The 20,118-nt window shown below is 58.3% G+C and carries 7 protein-coding genes, 1 tRNA gene and 3 rRNA genes; 3 read left to right on the forward strand and 8 right to left on the reverse strand.

Annotation, left to right across the window (positions count from 1 at the left end):
- Positions 1-18 precede the first annotated feature (18 nt).
- From BBDE_RS10750 to BBDE_RS10785, 8 genes are all read right to left on the reverse strand, one after another.
- Positions 19-591 (reverse strand): GtrA family protein, encoded by a 573-nt coding sequence (locus tag BBDE_RS10750; RefSeq protein WP_003838416.1) that lies wholly within the window; start codon positions 589-591, stop codon positions 19-21.
- Complete coding sequence (gene gluB, locus BBDE_RS10755) at positions 584-3,013, reverse strand: beta-glucosidase GluB (RefSeq protein WP_003838414.1); 2,430 nt, start codon at positions 3,011-3,013, stop codon at positions 584-586. The genes BBDE_RS10750 and gluB overlap by 8 nt, the downstream gene beginning before the upstream one ends.
- Positions 3,014-3,336: 323 nt before the next feature.
- Positions 3,337-6,228 (reverse strand): glycoside hydrolase family 3 protein, encoded by a 2,892-nt coding sequence (locus tag BBDE_RS10760; RefSeq protein ID WP_003838412.1) that lies wholly within the window; start codon positions 6,226-6,228, stop codon positions 3,337-3,339.
- A 276-nt stretch (positions 6,229-6,504) separates the two neighbouring features.
- A complete protein-coding gene (locus BBDE_RS10765; RefSeq protein WP_003838409.1) occupies positions 6,505-7,170 on the reverse strand; it encodes a phosphatase PAP2 family protein in 666 nt (221 codons plus the stop codon).
- A 153-nt stretch (positions 7,171-7,323) separates the two neighbouring features.
- A 5S ribosomal RNA gene (gene rrf / locus BBDE_RS10770) occupies positions 7,324-7,440 on the reverse strand.
- Between the two features lie 217 nt (positions 7,441-7,657).
- Positions 7,658-10,735 (reverse strand): 23S ribosomal RNA (locus BBDE_RS10775).
- A 445-nt stretch (positions 10,736-11,180) separates the two neighbouring features.
- Positions 11,181-12,711 (reverse strand): 16S ribosomal RNA (locus tag BBDE_RS10780).
- The 16S, 23S and 5S rRNA genes sit together here, the layout of an rRNA operon.
- A gap of 677 nt (positions 12,712-13,388) precedes the next feature.
- Positions 13,389-16,295: a glycoside hydrolase family 3 N-terminal domain-containing protein gene (locus tag BBDE_RS10785; RefSeq protein WP_003838159.1), complete on the reverse strand. Its 2,907-nt coding sequence runs from the start codon at positions 16,293-16,295 to the stop codon at positions 13,389-13,391.
- 286 nt (positions 16,296-16,581) lie between these two features.
- Between BBDE_RS10785 and BBDE_RS10790 the strand changes: the two genes are divergently transcribed.
- From BBDE_RS10790 to BBDE_RS10800, 3 genes are all read left to right on the forward strand, one after another.
- A complete protein-coding gene (locus BBDE_RS10790) occupies positions 16,582-18,579 on the forward strand; it encodes a serine/threonine-protein kinase (RefSeq protein WP_228369773.1) in 1,998 nt (665 codons plus the stop codon).
- A 137-nt stretch (positions 18,580-18,716) separates the two neighbouring features.
- Positions 18,717-19,697, forward strand: a complete 981-nt coding sequence (locus tag BBDE_RS10795) for a DsbA family protein (protein ID WP_003838155.1) — start codon at positions 18,717-18,719, stop codon at positions 19,695-19,697.
- Positions 19,698-19,813: 116 nt separating this feature from the next.
- Positions 19,814-19,887, forward strand: a tRNA-Thr gene (locus BBDE_RS10800).
- Positions 19,888-20,118 lie beyond the last annotated feature (231 nt).

Here is a 20,118-nt window from a genome sequence, read left to right on the forward strand (position 1 = left end):
AAGGAATTCAGAATAGGGCTACTTGGCGGCCTCCTCGCGCTTGGCCGTCTCCTTGGACTCGCTTTTCGGCATGACCCAGAACTTGAGCAACGGATAGCTCACGACCACGGCAAGCAAGGTGTTGACCACGGAGGCGATGGTGCCCGCGACGCCGGCATTCATACCCCATCCCTGGCACAGACCGGTTATATAGCCCGGCAGTACAAGATTCACGACCACGATGATCACGGCGAGAATCACATACTTCCAAGCGGCGTCCCTGAAGCTGGAGTCGGACTTGAACACCCACTTCATCTGTACGAAGAAGTTCACCACCTGCGCGAGCACCTCAGCGAGCAGGAAGGTCAAAAATCCGCCCAAACCGTTGCCTTTGGTATCGTAGTTGAAAATCAGGAAGTGGAACGGCTGCGTGAGTCCCATGCCGGAAATGAAGATGGCGGTACCGATCCACGTCACCACAAAACGAGTGATGGTGGAGATGTTCGACAACACGTTGAACAGGATGAACTCCCAGATGTTCGGATGATCCTTGATCCACCGGCGGATCGGGCCGACCTTTTCGGCAGGCTGCATCGCGTTGTTGTCAGTCATTGTTCAGCTCCTTTGCGGTGCGCTTGTTGGCGGATTGGTTGCGGAAGTAGCCGGCGATCACGCCACCCAATCCGCGGAAAGTATGGCCGTTGGCGATTTTTACGATGGCGTCGACCATCGCCGAATCGATTCTGCCCTGGGTCATCTTGCTCATGGCACGCGGTGGCATGTTCAGCACGAACAAGGTGTTGAGATCCGGAGAACCGGTCTTCTGCCTGATTTTTGCTTCCTGCTTGGTGAGCGTTTTGGCGATGGTGCGCGCGACGAAACCCTTGGAGCCCGCCCAAGACATGATCGGATCATTCACACCGAACGTCATCGGCTTGCCCGGGGCGATTACCTCATGACCGAACAGAACCGCCATCTCCGTATCGGTCACATCCTTGACATGACCGGTCAGATAACCGCCAAGCGCAGGATTTGCCGGGGTGACCCCCATGTCGCCCACAACGGCATATGCGACGGACAGTGGCAGATGTTCGGCGTTATCGCCGACCAACAGCGTCCATGTGCCGGATTCCGTCCGCCATACGTTGGCCGCAACGTCGAAATGACGGAAGGTGTAACGGTCGAACGGAATGGTGACCTTCTTGCTTTCATGCGCGTCAAGCCACACTTTGACGAAACCCTTGAGTTCGCGATCCGGACGCAACACGCCTCCCTGCGGTCCGCGCACGTAGAGCTGTGCAACGGTTGCACCGGCGATATCGGAATCGTTGGTGACGGTGAACGTCACACCATTATCGTCCACGCTGAGATCGGAGAACGTGAAATCGCTGTAGCTCAGACCATAACCGAACGGGAAACGCACTGGAACATCGGCGGTCTCGTAATAGCGGTAACCGACAAACGGACCCTCGCGGTAGATTGCATCACGTCCGATCGCCGGATACCAGCCGGCGCTCGGGCAATCACCGTATACGAGCGGCCATGTTTCGGCCAGGTGACCGGAAGGATTGACCTCGCCGGTAAGTGCACGCACGGTCGCAGAGGCTCCTGCCTGTCCGGAAAGGCCGACATACAGTACGGCGACAACGTCATCCATCCAGGGCAATTCGACCGGAGAACCGGCGACGAGCACCACCACAATCGGCTTGCCCGTTCCCTTTAGGGCGGCAATCAAGTCATTCTGCACCTGCGGAATCGCCATGGTGGAACGGTCAAGACCTTCGGATTCACTACGCTCGTCGAGACCGATCACGGCAAGCACCACATCCACACTGTCTTTGCCGGCGAGCGCGATGGCGTCTTCAATAAGTCCTCGATCAATCGCACCCTGGCGGTCATAGCCTGGTTCATAGCCGGCAAGATACAGACCCTCTGCGTTCTTGACTTCCTCAAGAATGTTTTCTTCCCTAGTGGCGTTCACCTTGGAGGAGCCGGAGCCTTGATAGCGCGCAGTGGCGGCCATATCGCCGATGACGGCCACGCGGGTGCCCGGTTTGAGCGGAAGGGCCGCATTGTCGTTCTTGAGCAGCACGCTTGCGTTTTCGGCGACTTTGCGGGCCACTTCGTGATGTGCGACGGCAATATCGTCTTTGAGCAGGTCATCACGCCCAACGCCGACCAGTTTGGTGGCAACCGCGATTTTGGCGACTTCCGCCGCACGGGCGTTAAGATCCGCTTCGGACAGTGTTCCGGCTCTGACGGCACCTTCCAGTTCTCGCACGGAAGTGAAGCCCGGAGACGGCATTTCCAGCGACCCACCGGCCTTGACTGCTGCGACCGCGGAGTTGGAACCGCCCCAGTCGGAAACGACCATACCGTCGAATCCCCATTCGTCGCGTAGAATCTCCTGTAGCAGATGCTTGTTTTCGTGCGCATAGACGCCGTTGATCTCGTTGTAGGAGGTCATGATGGTCATCGGCCTGGCTTCGCGCACTGCGATTTCGAAGCCGGTCAGGTACAGTTCACGCATGGTACGCTCGTCGATTACGGAATTGCTGGCCTGGCGGCGGAGTTCCTGACTATTGACGGCGAAGTGCTTCGGGCATGCGGAAACGCCGTTACTTTGGATGCCTCGAATCAGGCCCGCCGCCATACGACCGGCGACGACCGGATCTTCGGAGTAATACTCGAAATTACGACCGCACAACGGGTTGCGTTTAATGTTCATGCCCGGACCGAGCAGTACGTTTACGTCAAGATCGTGCGCTTCCTTGCCGAGCGCTTCGCCCATTTCCTCGGCGAGTGCCGGATCCCAGGAATTGGCCACGGTGCCAGCGGTCGGGAAGCAGGTGGCCGGCTTGGATGCCCCGATGCCGAGATGATCGCCTTCGCCGAGTTGTCGACGTACACCGTGAGGGCCATCGCTCATTACAAAGCTGGGGATGCCGGCCCTGCTGTTGCCTCGTGAATCCCATTCCGACCCACCGGAAAGCATCGCAGCCTTTTCGACAACCGAAAGTTCTTCGAGTTCCATTGGTTCTCCCTTGCACTAACTCGTACGCAAACCGCCTGGCTCTCTCCCGAGCCATGCCGCTCTTCGCGAATCCTTTCTGCTGCACCGCATACGAAATCCGCCGCTAGTTTGATTGAACCAGCCGCCGGCAGCCTGCGAAGCCCGTATTACACAACCTGTCGTTTTACCCGCACAATCAGTCTGCGGACTGCACCCACTGCCCTGGAACGCCGTTGTCGAGGACGTGCCTTTCACGTGCAATCACAAAGGCGACGCCCACGTTTGTCGTGAAGCGTCGCCATGGGGCAGTTGGTTGTAAGTCTTGGCTAGGGGGATGGCGATGGCTACTTGGCCGCTGCCGCCTTACGTCGGCTGAGGAAACGCTTGATAGCAAGTGTTCCGAGACCTACCAGAGTGACGCCCAGCACCACGTCGACCACGATCATGGTCACCTTCCAACCCGGCATCGGATCGGCTGGCTCGCCGTCCGCGTAGCGCCAGCTGTTGACCGCCGTGTAGAGGATGTTGTGCGTAGCCGCACGCATGGCCTTAACGGAGGTGGCGCTGTGGTCGGTGATGTGATTGGTGGTTTCGGTGGTGGCCAGCATTGCGTCGGTGCCGCCACGGATCGCCTGATCGGCTGTCTGATAGGAGTAGTTGGAGCCGGAGAAGTAGTCGGTTTCCACGAAGCCCCTGAAACCCCACTCGCCGCGTAGGACGGTCTGGTTGAGTCCGGTGTGGGCGCTGGAATATGTGTTGCCGATGTAGTTGAACGATCCCATCACGGCCTGGGCGTCGCCGTCGGCCTTGATTACGGTTTCGAACGGCTTCAGGTACAGTTCGCGGATGGACTGCTCGTTGGCCCAAGTGCATAGCTGGCCGTTGCGTTGGGTTTCCTGCTCGTTCAGCGCGAAGTGCTTGATGAACGCGTATACGCCACGGTCGGCGGCACCGAGCACCTGCTCGCCGGACAGGTCGCCCGACAGGGTCGGATCCTCGGAGAAGTATTCGAAGTTGCGGCCTGCAAACGGTGAGCGATGCAGGTTCACGGATGGCGCATACCAACCGGAGACTTGCATTTCGTGAGCCATGTCGCCGATGGTTTCACCATATTCACGGGCCAAGTCCTTGTTCCAGGAGCAGGCAAGCACGATATTGGACGGCAGGCCGATGGAGCTCACGCCGGTGAAGTTGTCCTTCAGGGCTGCCGGACCATCCACATCGGACAGACGCACCTTGCCGATCGACTTGATGGCCGCATTCTGATAGCCAGCGTTGGCGATGAGGTTGTCCATGTCATCGAAGGTGAGCTGATCGAGCAACCGGTCCCACTTGGCGTCGTTGTAGTCGACGCCACGCAAGTCGACAAGTCGCAGACCGTTCCTTGCACCGGTAGTTGGCATGTCGTCGGAGTCATTGTCGAACTTGGTCGGATCGTAGTTGCCGACATTGTAGAAGGTGGACTTATCCTTATCCGACATGGAGTAGTTGACCGGGCCTGCCAGCGCCTCCTTCGCGTTGGCGAAGTGGTCGGTGCGGCTCAGATAGTTGAGCCCGCCGTTCGCATCGTCGAACACGTTGGTGGCTACGATGGCATCGCCGTTGTGAGTGTTGTCTTCGCTGTTGTAGGTGATGGTCGAAGCCACGTTCACGGTCTTTTCGTCAACGATGCTGTGCGAGTCGGTACGTACGGAGATTCGGTAATCTCCTGATTCCAGCACATAGGATTTGGCGTTCCGGTAATCGTATGACGCCATATCGTCATCGTCGAATTCGATGGAGACGGTTTCGGATTCACCAGGTTCGAGTTCCTTGGTTTTTTCGAAGGAAACCAGGTTCGCGCTGGCTTTTTCGATGCCACCATTAGTGTATGGAGGATTGTAGTAGACTTCAACCACGTCTTTGCCGGCAACATCACCGGTATTGGTGACCGTCACATCGAAACTGATCGTGCCGGATTCCGCATCGTACGCGACGCTCCCCATCTTCTCATCAAAGCTGGTGTAGCTCAGCCCGTAGCCAAACGGATACTGTACCACGGAATCGTAGTCGATCAGGCCTTCGTCCGCTGCGGTCTCGTAGTACCGGTAGCCGACATAGATGCCTTCGTTGTAATTCACGAAGTGCGGAAAACGCACGCCGCGAGCGGAGTCGACCTCGAATTCCTTGACGTTGTCATATTCGAAATTGCCGAAGTTGTTCCACGTCGGATTGGCGGTCAGGTCGGTCAGGAACGTGTCCGCGGTACGTCCGGATGGATTGGTCTTGCCGGCAAGCACTTCACCGAGTGCCTCGAATCCGGCCTGTCCCGGATGCGGCACCCAAAGCACGGACTTGATTTGCGGATAGTCCTTCGCGAAGTTCAACTCGAAGGCGTTGGCGCCGTTGTATACCAGCACAACCTTCTCGAAGTTCTTCGTAACCAAGTCGATCATGTCTTTCTCGGACTGACTGAGTTCCAGATAATGCGTACCCTTTGGAAAGTCCTCGTAATCCTTGGAATTGTCGTTGTAGGTTACGCCATCGGCCTTCATATCGGTCGGCAGGTCGAGCCCTTCGCCTCCCACACGTCCGATAACTACCATTGCGGTGTCGGAGAAGTTCTTCGCATTGCCGATGAGTTCGTCGGCATAGGTGCCAGCCGCCGGTTCGGGGAGGGTCCAGTCGGCTGAGGTCACGGCGATGACGCCGCGGGTGGTGGAATAGTCGGTATAGAACTTGGTCAGTTCTTCGTTGGTCTTGAAGCCGGCATCATGCAGACCATCAAGCAACGTCGTGGTGTCATAGGCGTCGGACAGCGCACCGGAACCCGTACCGCCATAGATCGGGTTGGTGGACGCCCAGCCGAATACATTGATGTTGCCGGCATCGTTCATCGGCAGCATGCCATCATTGTTCTGCAGTAGGGTGATACCCTCTCGTTCGATGTCTACGGCGAGCTTGTTGGTTTTGTCGATGGTTTCCTGCGTCAGCTCATGCTTGGTAGCGGTGGCCATGGTCAACATGTTGTTAAGCGGACCGGTCAGGGCCATGGAGATCGATACGATTGCCGCAGTCGCTACAACGACCCAGCTGGTCGAACGCACCAACTTACGCATGCCTTGATTCGTTACGGTTTTCTTGTTGATCGCGATGGTCACGATGATGCCGAGCACCAGCGCCACGGCAACAGCTATGAGTTGCGGTGTGATGGATTGAATTACCGCGATGACGTCATCCATGTTGATTTCCAGCATGGCGATTCCTTCCTAGGTTTCTCTGTTCCCACACCTTCCGCCACAGTGCGGACGGCTTGATGGCTCCATTGTCTGGAAAATGGAAATCGCAAACCAATCTGAAAATCATACGAATCATCATGCAAAAATCAGATACATTTTCTCGCAAGTCCATCTAACTCAATATTTTCAAGCGTTGCCAGCTTTTCTTGATCGGCCACGGTTCAGGCATTTCAACAAAAAGCCCGGATAACCTGTCGTTATCCGGGCATAATCTGCAATGCTTCTTAAGCTTCCTCATGCAGTCATCTCATCCCATACGCACCAAACCGCGTATGAGATCAGCGGACAGATCACCGCCGAAGTAATCACATCGGTCGGAAAATGCAAGCCGAGAAGGAGTCGCGAGCAGGCGACCACGAAAACAAGCGCTACGGCACCGATTGCCGATCTGCGATGGAACACTCTCACTCGATCCCATTCAGCGTCTGAGAAGCGTTTACAGGCCCAATTGCGTACTGTCAGAATCATCATGACGGATACGATGACCGCCGCGGCCGTATGTCCACTTGGAAAGCTGGGATCGCCCGGCAATAGGCCTGATCCGATAGAGGTCACGGGACGAGGTCTTTCGACAACCCACTTGATGCCGGTCACATACAGTATTGGCGTGGCCGATACCACGATGTCTCTGATGACGATTCTTTTGTCGCCGGTGATGCGCATATCGATGGCCGCCAGAATGACCAACAACATGATGCACCCTATGGTGGAAAACATGTACGCCAGTACCGTCGAGCAATCATGTAAATATTCCGGCCATGTGGACAGTGCCTGCAGCACGCGTGTCTCACGCGTGGTTACGATTACCGAATTCCGCAGTGTAATGCCGATCATCGGTACGAGGCCACACAGTATGGCCGTTGCGATCACTACAGCGGCGGTCCTATTCTTCGTATGCATACCACGAATGGTAACCGCATATCTGCCCTCCGTTTACCTTGGATGGCAGATTCCACCAATTCTCCCACGCCAATGTAGCAGGGGTGCCTGTTGGTGGTGGATACGAAAAATCCCCGGCCGGGCGAAAGCCCGCCGGGGATCCAACAAGAACGTTTGCGGCGGCGTGTTACTCTCCCACACCCTGCCGGGTGCAGTACCATCACCGTGCCAGGCCTTAGCTTCCGGGTTCGGAAAGGGACCGGGCGTCACACCTGGGCCATGGCCACCGCAAAAACCACCATCAACGGCCCGGACCCCCAAACGGGGACCCCGACCGGCCAAAAGGAAAACCACCCACGCGCCGCCACCGGCGCGTGCCGTGACGGTCCGGGAACCGGACAGCGGACGCGAACACCGTTTCGTGACCACAGGAACAACGCTCCTTGTCGCCAACAATCCCGCAGCAGCAAAGACGCGGACCCACCCCCACACAAGAGGGGAATGGGCTGCTATGTCGCCGTCGCCCGTTAGTACCGGTCGGCTCCACCCCTCGCGGGGCTTCCACCTCCGGCCTATCAAACACGTGTTCCACATGCGGGCTTCAGGACCCCGAAGGGCCCAAGGAATCCTAATCTCGGAGCAGGCTTCCCGCTTAGATGCTTTCAGCGGTTATCCCTCCCGAACGTAGCCAACCGGCCGTGCCGCTGGCGCGACAACCGGCATACCAGAGGTTCGTCCACCCAGGTCCTCTCGTACTATGGGCAGGCCTCCCCAGGATTCCAACGAGCGCAGAGGATAGAGACCAAACTGTCTCACGACGTTCTGAACCCAGCTCGCGTGCCGCTTTAATCGGCGAACAGCCGAACCCTTGGGACCTGCTCCAGCCCCAGGATGCGACGAGCCGACATCGAGGTGCCAAACCATCCCGTCGATATGGACTCTTGGGAATGATCAGCCTGTTATCCCCGGGGTACCTTTTATCCGTTGAGCGATGCCGCGCCCGTGCGCCGGCACCGGATCACTATCTCCGACTTTCGTCCCTGCTCGGACCGCCGTCCTCGCAGTCAAGCCCGCTTGTGCGATTGCACTCGACACCCGATTGCCAACCGGGCTGAGCGGACCTTTGAGCGCCTCCGTTACTCTTTGGGAGGCAACCGCCCCAGTTAAACTACCCGCCAGGCACTGTCCCTGAACGGGATGACCGTTCGAGGTGAGACGTCAAACGAGAACAGAGCGGTATTTCACCTTGCGGCTCCGCGCGGGCTGGCGCCCGCGCCTCGAAGCCTCCCGCCTATGCTACACAATCCGCGACTGACGCCAATACCAAGGTATAGTAAAGGTCCCGGGGTCTTTTCGTCCTTCTGCGCTTAACGAGCATCTTTACTCGTACTGCAATTTCGCCGAGCTCCTGGTCGAGACAGCGGGGAAGTCGTTACGCCATTCGTGCAGGTCGGAACTTACCCGACAAGGAATTTCGCTACCTTAGGATGGTTATAGTTACCACCGCCGTTTACCGGGGCTTGAATTCACCGCTTCACCCCCGAAGGGGCTGACGGATCCTCTTAACCTTCCGGCACCGGGCAGGCGTCAGTGCATATACAGCGGCTTACGCCTTCGCATGCACCTGTGTTTTTGGTAAACAGTCGCTACCCCCTGGTCTGTGCCACCCCCACACGCTCCCGGAGCATGTCCGTTCACCCGCGGGGGTCTCCCTTATGCCGAAGGCACGGGAGCGGTTTGCCGAGTTCCTTGACCAGGATTCGCTCGATCGCCTTGGTATTCTCTACCTGACCACCAGTGTCGGTTTGGGGTACGGGCGGCAACGCGCCTGACGCCGGGGCTTTTCTCGACGGCCTGGACCACCGGATATCGAGCCGAAACGGCTCCCATCATCGCACCTCGCCATACACGCCGCACGGATTTGCCTATGCGACTGGCTGCGTGCTTGACCACGGAAAACCACCTCCGCGGCCGGCTCCCATTCCGTGTCACCCCTGCGCTCACCTACCACGGCTACGCTCCCAACGCCACGCGCCGGACCCCACCCGAAGGAGGGGAACGGCCCGCGACGGAGGTTAGTACTCACCGCCTCGGTCCTGTCGGTTCGCTGCCGGTACGGGAATATCCACCCGTTCATCCATTCGACTACGCCTGTCGGCCTCGCCTTAGGACCCGACTCACCCGGGGACGACGAACGTGGCCCCGGAACCCTTGGTCATCCGGCGGACGGGATCCTCACCCGTCTCTCGCTACTCATGTCTGCATTCTCACTCCCGCAAAGTCCACGGCCGGCTCACGCCGCCGCTTCGCCCCTTGCAGGACGCTCTCCTACCCGGCGCGCATACACGCGCCGCCGCGTCTTCGGTGGTGTGCTTGAGCCCCGCTACATTGTCGGCGCGGGACCACTAGACCAGTGAGCTGTTACGCACTCTTTCAAGGATGGCTGCTTCTGAGCCAACCTCCTGGCTGTCTATGCGGCCCCACATCCTTTCCCACTTAGCACACGCTTGGGGACCTTGGACGACGGTCTGGGCTGTCTCCCTCTCGACGACGGAGCTTATCCCCCGCCGACTCACTGCCGGCATACACATCAACGGTATTCGGAGTTCGGCTGCTGTTGGTACCCCACAAGGGCCCGCAAGCATCCGGTAGCTCTACCCCCGCGATGCAATAAGCCGACGCTGCACCTAAATGCATTTCGGAGAGAACCAGCTATCACGGAATTTGATTGGCCTTTCACCCCTAGCCCCAGGTCATCCCCCCGGTTTTCAACCCAGGTGGGTTCGGTCCTCCACGCGGTCTTACCCGCGCTTCAACCTGCCCAGGGCTAGATCATCCCGCTTCGGGTCCAGGACACGCGACTCTAAAACGCCCTGTTCGGACTCGCCTTCGCTACGGCTGCCCCACGACGGGTTAGCCTCGCCACGCATCACTGACTCGCAGACTCATTTTTCGATAGGCACGCCGTCACCCCGCAAGGAGGCTCCGACGGATCGTAGGCGCACGGTTTCAGGAACTCTTTCACTCCCCTCCCGGGGTGCTTTTCACCTTTCCCTCACGGTACTGGTACGCTATCGGTCAGACAGGTATGCTTAGACTTACACCACGGTCGGTGCGGATTCACGCGGGATTCCACGAGGCCCGCGCTACTTGGGACACGCGATCGGAAGACGGCAAGCGTCCAGGTACGGGGCTGGCACCCTCTGCGGCCAGGCCTTCAAGCCTGTTCCCCTGGCAAGCCGTTTTATGACTCCCGCCCGGTCCGTCGGAACCGGGACACGCGCTCCCTCAACACCGCGCACGCAACCCCCGACGGGTATCACGCGCACGCGGTTTGGTCTGATCCGCTTTCGCTCGCCACTACTCACGGAGTATCCCTTCCTGCAGGTACTGAGATGTTTCACTTCCCTGCGTACCCCCCGCAGAAGCCTGCGGTGCCGGCCCATGACGGCCGGCGGGTTGCCCCATTCGGAAATCCTCGGATCGAAGCCATGCTGGAGGCTCCCCGAGGCTTATCGCATCCTCAAACGTCCTTCGTCGGTACTGTCTGCCAAGGCATCCACCATGCGCCCTTGCGGGCGACACAGCCAACGGCCGTGCCATCCCGCGGCTTTCCTGATAGCAAGATTGCCAGACGACAAATCATCGCACTGTTCAAATGATCACAAAACGATCGATCTCGAAACCAAACTCAAAAAGAAGAGTTTGGCGAAATCGCGATAAGCAAAGGGAAACACCATGTTTCCCTTGCTCGCGTCCACTATCCAGTTCTCAAACCGCCACGCGCCACACGTTCCGCCACGCGTCCAACGGACGCCGGCCACCCCGCATGGGCATCGAACCGCACCACAATCCAAGACTGTGGGGTGGCGGTCCGGGAACCCAAAAGCACACCCATACCACTCCCGGACGGGACAGGCCCGTCCAAGCCAACGATCTCTTCCACACCAGCATCCCCACACGGGCCGTGGAACCGTTCCACGCGCATGGGGCACACACCGGACACGAACCGCGTCCTGAACTCTCCGTAGAAAGGAGGTGATCCAGCCGCACCTTCCGGTACGGCTACCTTGTTACGACTTAGTCCCAATCACGAGCCTCACCTTAGACGGCTCCATCCCACAGAAGGGTTAGGCCACCGGCTTCGGGTGCTGCCCACTTTCATGACTTGACGGGCGGTGTGTACAAGGCCCGGGAACGCATTCACCGCGGCGTTGCTGATCCGCGATTACTAGCGACTCCGCCTTCATGGAGTCGGGTTGCAGACTCCAATCCGAACTGAGACCGGTTTTCAGGGATCCGCTCCATGTCGCCATGTCGCATCCCGCTGTACCGGCCATTGTAGCATGCGTGAAGCCCTGGACGTAAGGGGCATGATGATCTGACGTCATCCCCACCTTCCTCCGAGTTGACCCCGGCGGTCCCCCGTGAGTTCCCACCATGACGTGCTGGCAACACAGGGCGAGGGTTGCGCTCGTTGCGGGACTTAACCCAACATCTCACGACACGAGCTGACGACGACCATGCACCACCTGTGAACCCGCCCCGAAGGGAGGCCGTATCTCTACGGCCGTCGGGAACATGTCAAGCCCAGGTAAGGTTCTTCGCGTTGCATCGAATTAATCCGCATGCTCCGCCGCTTGTGCGGGCCCCCGTCAATTTCTTTGAGTTTTAGCCTTGCGGCCGTACTCCCCAGGCGGGATGCTTAACGCGTTAGCTCCGACACGGAACCCGTGGAACGGGCCCCACATCCAGCATCCACCGTTTACGGCGTGGACTACCAGGGTATCTAATCCTGTTCGCTCCCCACGCTTTCGCTCCTCAGCGTCAGTGACGGCCCAGAGACCTGCCTTCGCCATTGGTGTTCTTCCCGATATCTACACATTCCACCGTTACACCGGGAATTCCAGTCTCCCCTACCGCACTCCAGCCCGCCCGTACCCGGCGCAGACCCACCGTTAAGCGATGGGCTTTCACACCGGACGCGACGAACCGCCTACGAGCCCTTTACGCCCAATAATTCCGGATAACGCTTGCACCCTACGTATTACCGCGGCTGCTGGCACGTAGTTAGCCGGTGCTTATTCGAAGGGTACACTCACCCCGAAGGGCTTGCTCCCGATCAAAAGCGGTTTACAACCCGAAGGCCTCCATCCCGCACGCGGCGTCGCTGCATCAGGCTTGCGCCCATTGTGCAATATTCCCCACTGCTGCCTCCCGTAGGAGTCTGGGCCGTATCTCAGTCCCAATGTGGCCGGTCGCCCTCTCAGGCCGGCTACCCGTCGAAGCCATGGTGGGCCGTTACCCCGCCATCAAGCTGATAGGACGCGACCCCATCCCATACCGATGGAACCTTTCCCGGAAGGACATGCATCCAACCGGAGCATCCGGCATTACCACCCGTTTCCAGGAGCTATTCCGGTGTATGGGGCAGGTCGGTCACGCATTACTCACCCGTTCGCCACTCTCACCCGGAGGCGAACCCCCGGGATCCCGTTCGACTTGCATGTGTTAAGCACGCCGCCAGCGTTCATCCTGAGCCAGAATCGAACCCTCCACGAAAAAACCATGAAGAGAACCGAAAACGACTCTCACAAGAAAATTGACGATCGCCTTATAAGGAAAGGCGCATCGCACGAAAACCCCACCGTCCTTCAAGGCCTCCCGGCCACTCGCCGAAACACGGCGAGCCGACGATGGACTGGCAATCATTGACTATAAAGAAGTAGTACAGATACGCTCTTGAGTTCTCAAACCACCACCGCACCAGCAGACCGCCCCGAACCATGGGAGCCGGGCCGCCGTGCTGAGCAGCAAGAGATAAACATACACGGGAACCCGCGCCCGCGCAACCCCGCAGGCACGGAAGGACCCGGAACCGTTGCAAACACACGCCTCCCCCGGCGTGTCGAAAACCCGGGAAAACCATCCGGAAATCACCGACACCACCAGAATAGCCCCCGCAAAACTACGTCCAGATGAACACCATCCGAACAACAAACGGCGTGTCGCACACATCGTAAGGCAAAACGCCAAAGCCAACCGACGCCAATCGCAAACGAAAGCGATAGACCCATAAGCGCCGCGAAGCCCGAAACGAGCCTTTTCCGATTACACAAGGCGCAAGGGCAGCGAACGAAGAAACTTCCGATATGAAAAAGCCGGAAGCAACTGCACGAACAGCTGACTTCCGGCTTGATCATTCACTGATCATTCAGTTATGGGATACAGAAACGAGATTACTCGGCCTTATCGGGTTCGACCGTAGCCACGGTCTTCCTGCGGGCCATGTAGCGCTTGATGGTCAGAGCCTCGAGCGCAAGGGCCAGCACCGCGGTCACGCCCCAAGCCACATACATGGCGGTCCTCCAGACCGGGGTCGCAACCTTCGGCTCGCCATCCGCATACTGCCAGCTGTTGGCTGCGGTGTACAGGATGTTGTGAGCAGCCTGACGCATTGCCTTCACGGAAGTCGCGGACTTGTCGGTGATGTGGTTGGTGATCTTAGTGGTGGCAAGCATCGCATCGTTGCCCGCACGCACTTCCTGATCAGCGTTCTGGTAGCCATAACCGCCGAAGTAATCAGTCAGGACGAAGCCCTTGAAACCCCACTCGTCGCGTAGGACGGTCTTCAACAGAGCGGCATCGCCACCGGCATAAGTGTTACCGATGTAGTTGAAGGCGCTCATGACGGCCTGTGCACCGCCTTCCTTCACACTCATCTCGAACGGCTTGAGATAGATCTCACGCATGGCCTGCTCGTTGGACCAGGTGCAGAGCATCTCAGTACGCTTAGTCTCCTGATCATTCATGGCGAAGTGCTTCATGAAGGAGTACACACCCTTTTCCTTGGCGCCGGCAATCTGATTGGACGCCATGGCACCGGAGAGCAGGGCATCTTCCGAGAAGTACTCGAAGGTACGACCGGAGAAGGCATTGCGATGGATGTTCATAGCCGGCGCATACCAACCAGCCACATGCATGTCATGAGCCATGTCTCCAATCATCTCTCCGAACTGCTTGGCCAAATCCTTGTTCCAGGTGCAGGCGAATGCAGTGGAGGCAGGAAAACCGATGGAACCGACGCCGGTGAAGTTGTTGTTCAGCGATGCCGGGCCGTCAGCGTCGGTCAGTTGGACCTTGCCGACGGACTTCACAGCCTGAGTACCATAGCCGCCGTTGGCGATGAGGTTGTCCATATCATCGAAGGTGAGCTGGTCAAGAAGCTTGTCCCAATCGGCATCGTCATAGTCCTTGCCATACATATCGGCTAGCTTCAGACCATTCTTGGCGCCGGTGGTCGGCATTTCGTCGGAATCGTCGTCGAACTTGGTCGGATCGTAATTCGAATTGTTGTAGAAGGTCTCCTTGGCCTTGTCAGACATTTCGAAATTGGTCGGAGCCGCAGTGGCTTCCTTGTAGTTCGCGAAGTGGTTCGCACGACTCAGGTAGGTCACATCGCCCGCGACGTCATCGAACTGGTTCGTGGCCACGGTCTGGTCACCGCTATGCGTGTTTGAATCGGAATCATAGGTGATGGTGTCATCCACGGTGACCTTCTGATCGGCGATCACGGTATGCGAGTCGGACTGGATGGAGATGTCGTAGTCGCCCTTCTCCAGCACGTATGCCTTCGCGTCCTTGTAGTCATAGGAGGCCATGTCGTCATCATCGAATTCGACCTTCACCGTCTCGGAGGCACCAGGCTTGAGTTCCTTGGTCTTCTCGAACGCCACCAGGTTCGTGCTGGCCTTCTCGATGCCGCCATCGGTGTATGGCGGGTTGTAGTAGACCTCGACCACGTCCTTGCCGGCCTTGTCGCCGGTGTTGGTCACGGTCACGTCCACGGTGACCTTGCCATCCTTATAGGTCACATCATTGAGCTTCTGCTCGAACGAGGTGTACGACAGACCATAGCCGAACGGGAACGCGACCATGGAATCATAATCGATGGCCCCCTCGGCCGCAGCGGTCTCATAGAACTTATAGCCCACATAGATGCCCTCGGAATAATTCACGAAAGCCGGGATGGCAGTGATGTCATCGCCAGTGAAGCCCTTATACTTTGCGGCCTTGTCCGCCATGTTGGTGTACTCGAACTTGCCGAAGTTGTTGTACGACACGGAAGTGGCCAGGTCCTTGAGGAAGGTATCGGAGGTCTTTCCGGAAGGATTGGTTTTGCCGGCGAGCACGTCGCCCAAGGCGGAGAAGCCGGTCTGACCTGCCGGCGGACACCATACCACGGACTTGATCTGCGGATAGTTGGACAGGAAGTCAAACTGGAAGGTGTTGGCACCGTTGTAGACAAGCGTGACCTTATCGAAGTTCTTGGTGACCAGGTCGATCATGTCGCGCTCGGTCTGGGAAAGCTGCAGGAAGCTTTCACCATCCTTAAAGTCCTCATAATCCTTGGAATTGTTGGTATAGGTGATACCGTCAGCCTTCATGTTCGTGGGAAGATCGGCACCCTCGCCGCCGACGCGGGTGATGGTGATGACGGCTTCATCGGAAAAGCTCTTGGCGTCGGAGATCAGCTTGTCGGAATACTGCTTGGCCGGAACCTCAGGCAGGGTCCAGTCCTGCGCCCACATGCCGACTTCCGGACGATCCGAACGATAATCGGTGTACAGCTTGGACAATTCGGAATTGGTCTCGATTCCGGCTTCCTTCATGCCATCGAGCAGGGAGGTGGTGGCATACTGCTTGCTCATCGAACCGGAGCCGGTGCCGCCATAGACCGGATTGGTGGAGCCCCAGCCGAACACGTTGACCTTCTTGTTGGACAACGGCAGGTTGGAGTCGTCGTTCTTGAGCAGGGTAATCGCTTCCGACTGCACCTCCTTGGCCAGCTCGTTGGCCTTGGATACCGTGGTGTCGGAAAGCTCGTACTTGGTGATGGTCGCATTGTTCAGCAATGTCGACAACGGACCGGACATCATCATGGACACGGCGACGACGATGCCGACCAGTGCCACGATCCAAGATTCGGAATGGATGATTTTACGGGTTGCGATTTCCTTGACCGTCTTCCTGTTGACGGCGAAGGTGATGATCAGCGCGAGCACGAACAACACGCCAATCGCAATCAGATACGGCGTCAGTGAACCGAGAACGTTCATGACGTCAGCCATGTTGATCTGCAGCATGGTATGTCTCCTCCTTGATTCTCATAACCAAACGACATGCAGCCTCGATACCGTTGTCGAAGCCAAGCGACTACACGGCACTGCCCCGCGCCGCTGCGTCACCAAGAAGTGAGGACACCTCTTCATGCCGATGTTTTGATTTCATCAAACCCCGTCCGAAAAGGGTCAGTCATTCTCCCAGCCTGTCGATTCGCGTGCATAATCTGCATGTATTCCGTGCATGATTTGCATGGAAAATACACCCTTTCAGCGCGTGAGAGACAAGAATAAGATGCCGCAAAGTACGATGGTTGCCATGAGCGACTTAAGCGCATTGAATCTGGAAGAGGGCAGCCTCGTAGGCGGCTATACGCTGATCGCCCGACTTGGCTCGGGCGCGATGGGATCGGTATGGCGTGTGCGGGACGATGGCGGTCACCAGTATGCGATGAAGATTCTGCGCGACTCCCTGACCGAAGACGGCACCTCGGCGGAGGCCTCCCGCGATCAGATAACGGCCCGCGAACGACTGCGTCGTGAGGCGATGTCGCTGCAGAAAGTACGTCATCCCGGAGTATGCGGCATCGTCGACATGGAACTCGACGACGCCTTGGCATTCATCGTCACTGAGCTGATCGAGGGGAAGAACCTGCGCGAGGACGTACGCATCAACGGCCGTTACGTCGGCGATGATCTGGAGCGACTGTCCCGCAAGCTCATCGCAGCAGTGAAGGCGGTGCATGCGGCCGGCATCGTGCACCGCGACATCAAACCGACGAACGTGATGGTATCCACCACCGGCCCGGTATTGGTGGATTTCGGCATCGCCATGGGCGAGGGTGAAAGCCATGTGACCCGCACTGGCCTGGTGATGGGTACACCGGGCTTCATCGCGCCGGAAATCATTGACGGTACCGAATCGGATGAGATGACCGACTGGTGGTCGGTGGCGTCGGTATTGGCGTTCGCCGCGACCGGCGAGCCGGTATTCGGTACGAAACCGATGATGGCGGTGCTGGAACGTGCGGCCGCCGGTAATGCGAACTTGTCCGGATTGCCTGCCGGCACCATGGCAGCGCTTCGATCGGCGCTCGATCCGGACCGCTCGAAGCGCTGCACACCGGATGCGTTGCTGCAGGCGATTGCGTTGGATGCACTCAACCCGCTGGTTTGGCAACAGGCACAACAGTCTGCACAAACCCCGCCCGCAGGTGACGCGACGGAGATGATGCCCCCTTTTGATGAATCCGCCCAAGGAGACGTCTCCAACCCGCGCGCATTATGGTATTTGCAGGACGACGTCGGAGGAGAAGACGCCATCGGTACGCAGACCATGCCGCGAATCGGAGAGGCCACGCAGGTCATCGCCGCCGACACGGACGCACCTACCAGGACGCTTGGAACCATGGATGCAGGCACCGACGTCATACCGACACAAGGTGGCACGCGACCACTTCCGCGGACTTTGCGGGGCGAACAAACGCAAACGATGCCGACCATGCCGATGCAGGATGCCTGGAATCCGCAAATCGCACCGACGCAGGTTGACCCGACCATCAAACCGGCCTTGCAACGCGTGGTGAATCAATCAACGGCACAGGCCGCACCGCAACCGTTGCCGCCGTCCGTAATTCCGCACGCCGACATCGCGCAAAGCCAACAACTACCGATGCAGCAGCCGTCGCAGCCATACGTAGTCGCCGGCCAGCCATTGCAATTCGCGTCGGCCATACCGCAGAACGCAATCGACCCGAACGCGCCGCAACCGCCGAATCCCGCGGATGTCAAACGCGGTGAATATCTGTCGCGGGGCGTGCTGCCCTGCGCTCTGCTCTCCATACCGGTGGCGATCTGCGCATTGCTCTCCCCCTGGATGGCGCTCGGCGTGGCCTTGGCACTCAGCTGGGTGCTGTTCACCATCGGATGCAATGTAGAGTCACAGCTTGAACGCGAAGGCCGCCGAGGCGGCGAACGACGGAAATCCGATTGGGCCATCCGCGTGGCCAGCCTGCCTTGGCACATGCTCAAAGGCTTTGGCTACGCCTGTGCCCGCATGCTGATCATGGTGATCATCATGGCATTGGGATTGGCGATATCCACGCTTGCCTTGCATCTGCCATATGCGCTGCTCGATGTCGACCTTTTCGGTCTGACCGTTCCCCTGCCGACATTCACCGAGGGACCGCTTTCGCAAAGTGGACTCGTACAGGCGGGATTCGGCGTAATCGGCTGGCTGGTGGCAGCCATCGCGCCGGGCGCGATGGTGATGCGGCTCGGCGCCGGGTCATTACGCGGCGCACGGTAGACGGCCGAGCATTATCGGGCGAACGCCCTCGAAACCGTGCGACGTACCGCTCCGAATCTCCCTTACGTATCGATAAGGTCTCGCCGTTACTATGGTGCACAGCAACATGGTGCCGCAATCACTGGGAAAGGAATGGGATGGCCCAGAGCAACAAGAACGCGCAGAAGCGCGAGAGCCGCGCCGAGCGGAGGGCCGCCGAAGCCGCGGCCATCAAGGCGCGTGCCGAACAGGCGGAAAAGGAACGCAAGCAGCAGACGATGATCGGCGCCATCGTGGTGGCGGTATTGGTGATTCTCGTCGCCATCGGCGCGTTCACCGTCTATCACAACATACACAAGACAAGCGATGCGCAGGATGAGCTCACGGTCGAGCAGGCCTATGACAAACTGCAGGAAGTCAAGAACACGCCGACTTTGGTCGACAAGAAGGGCGGCCTGCTGATTTCCAAGAACGGTTACGGCAAATCCGTGGAAGGCGCGCCGACCATCGCTATCTATATGGACTTCCTGTGCCCCGGTTGCGGCAATCTGCATCGTCAGTTGGATGAGGATCTGCAGAAAATGATCGATGCGGGTCAGATTAACCTGGATCTGCATTTCATGGCGTTCATGGACCGCTGGTCCACCGACGAATATTCCAGCCGTGCAGCCAACGCCGCCATGTATCTGGCCGAGCATGACAGCAATCCGGAGCATCTGATCTCCTTCTTGGAGAAGATGTATGCCGAAGATTTCCAGCCGGAGGAAGGCTCGAACTACAAGTCGGTGAGCGACGCCAAGATCAAGAAGCAGATGATTGCGGCCGGCGTTTCCAAGGATGTCGCCGACAAGGCGTTCAACCGCGAATATCAGGATTGGCTCGACGCCATTGACACGTATACGCCGAAGCGTTCCGAATTGTGGAATGTGAGCGGCAACTACAAGGGCAGCATGACCACGCCTACGGTGACCATCAACGGCAAGTTCTGGGATATGAACCAGCTGTCGACCGCCAAGATGACCACCGCTGAAGGCCTGCTCGAAGCCATCGGACTCAAGGCGGATCAGGTCGGCGTCGTCGGCGACATGCCGTCCATCGGTTCCAAGAAAGGTCCGATTTCCGTCACCACCGGCGAGTAGTGACCAGCCACCAGCGCGCCCTAAGGCGCACAAGTCGAGTTGACTGCTTTGGGTGCGCTGGTTATGCTATTCAAGCGTTCCACTTTTCGAAAATCCATTTCGGCAGGTGACAACAAGCCTCCTTAGCTCAGATGGCCAGAGCGGCCGCCTTGTAAGCGGCAGGTCGTCGGTTCGATCCCGACAGGAGGCTCGAACCCGATTTCTCTCGGGAATAATTCTTACCATGGGTAAGTAATCCAGAAGCCTTCCCCCAACTTGTGGCTTCTGGAAATCGGGCGAGGCGTCCCCCAACCTGTCTCGCCCGATATAGGGGGCAGGACATCCCCTTCTCTCCTGCCCCCTTTTTCTTTTACTAATCCCCGAAAATGTGGCGGTATGGCCAATGCGCCGGAAAAACCGGTCTCCCATTCTGCACCGACCA

It is taken from the genome of Bifidobacterium dentium JCM 1195 = DSM 20436, assembly GCF_001042595.1.
GTDB lineage: Bacteria > Actinomycetota > Actinomycetes > Actinomycetales > Bifidobacteriaceae > Bifidobacterium > Bifidobacterium dentium.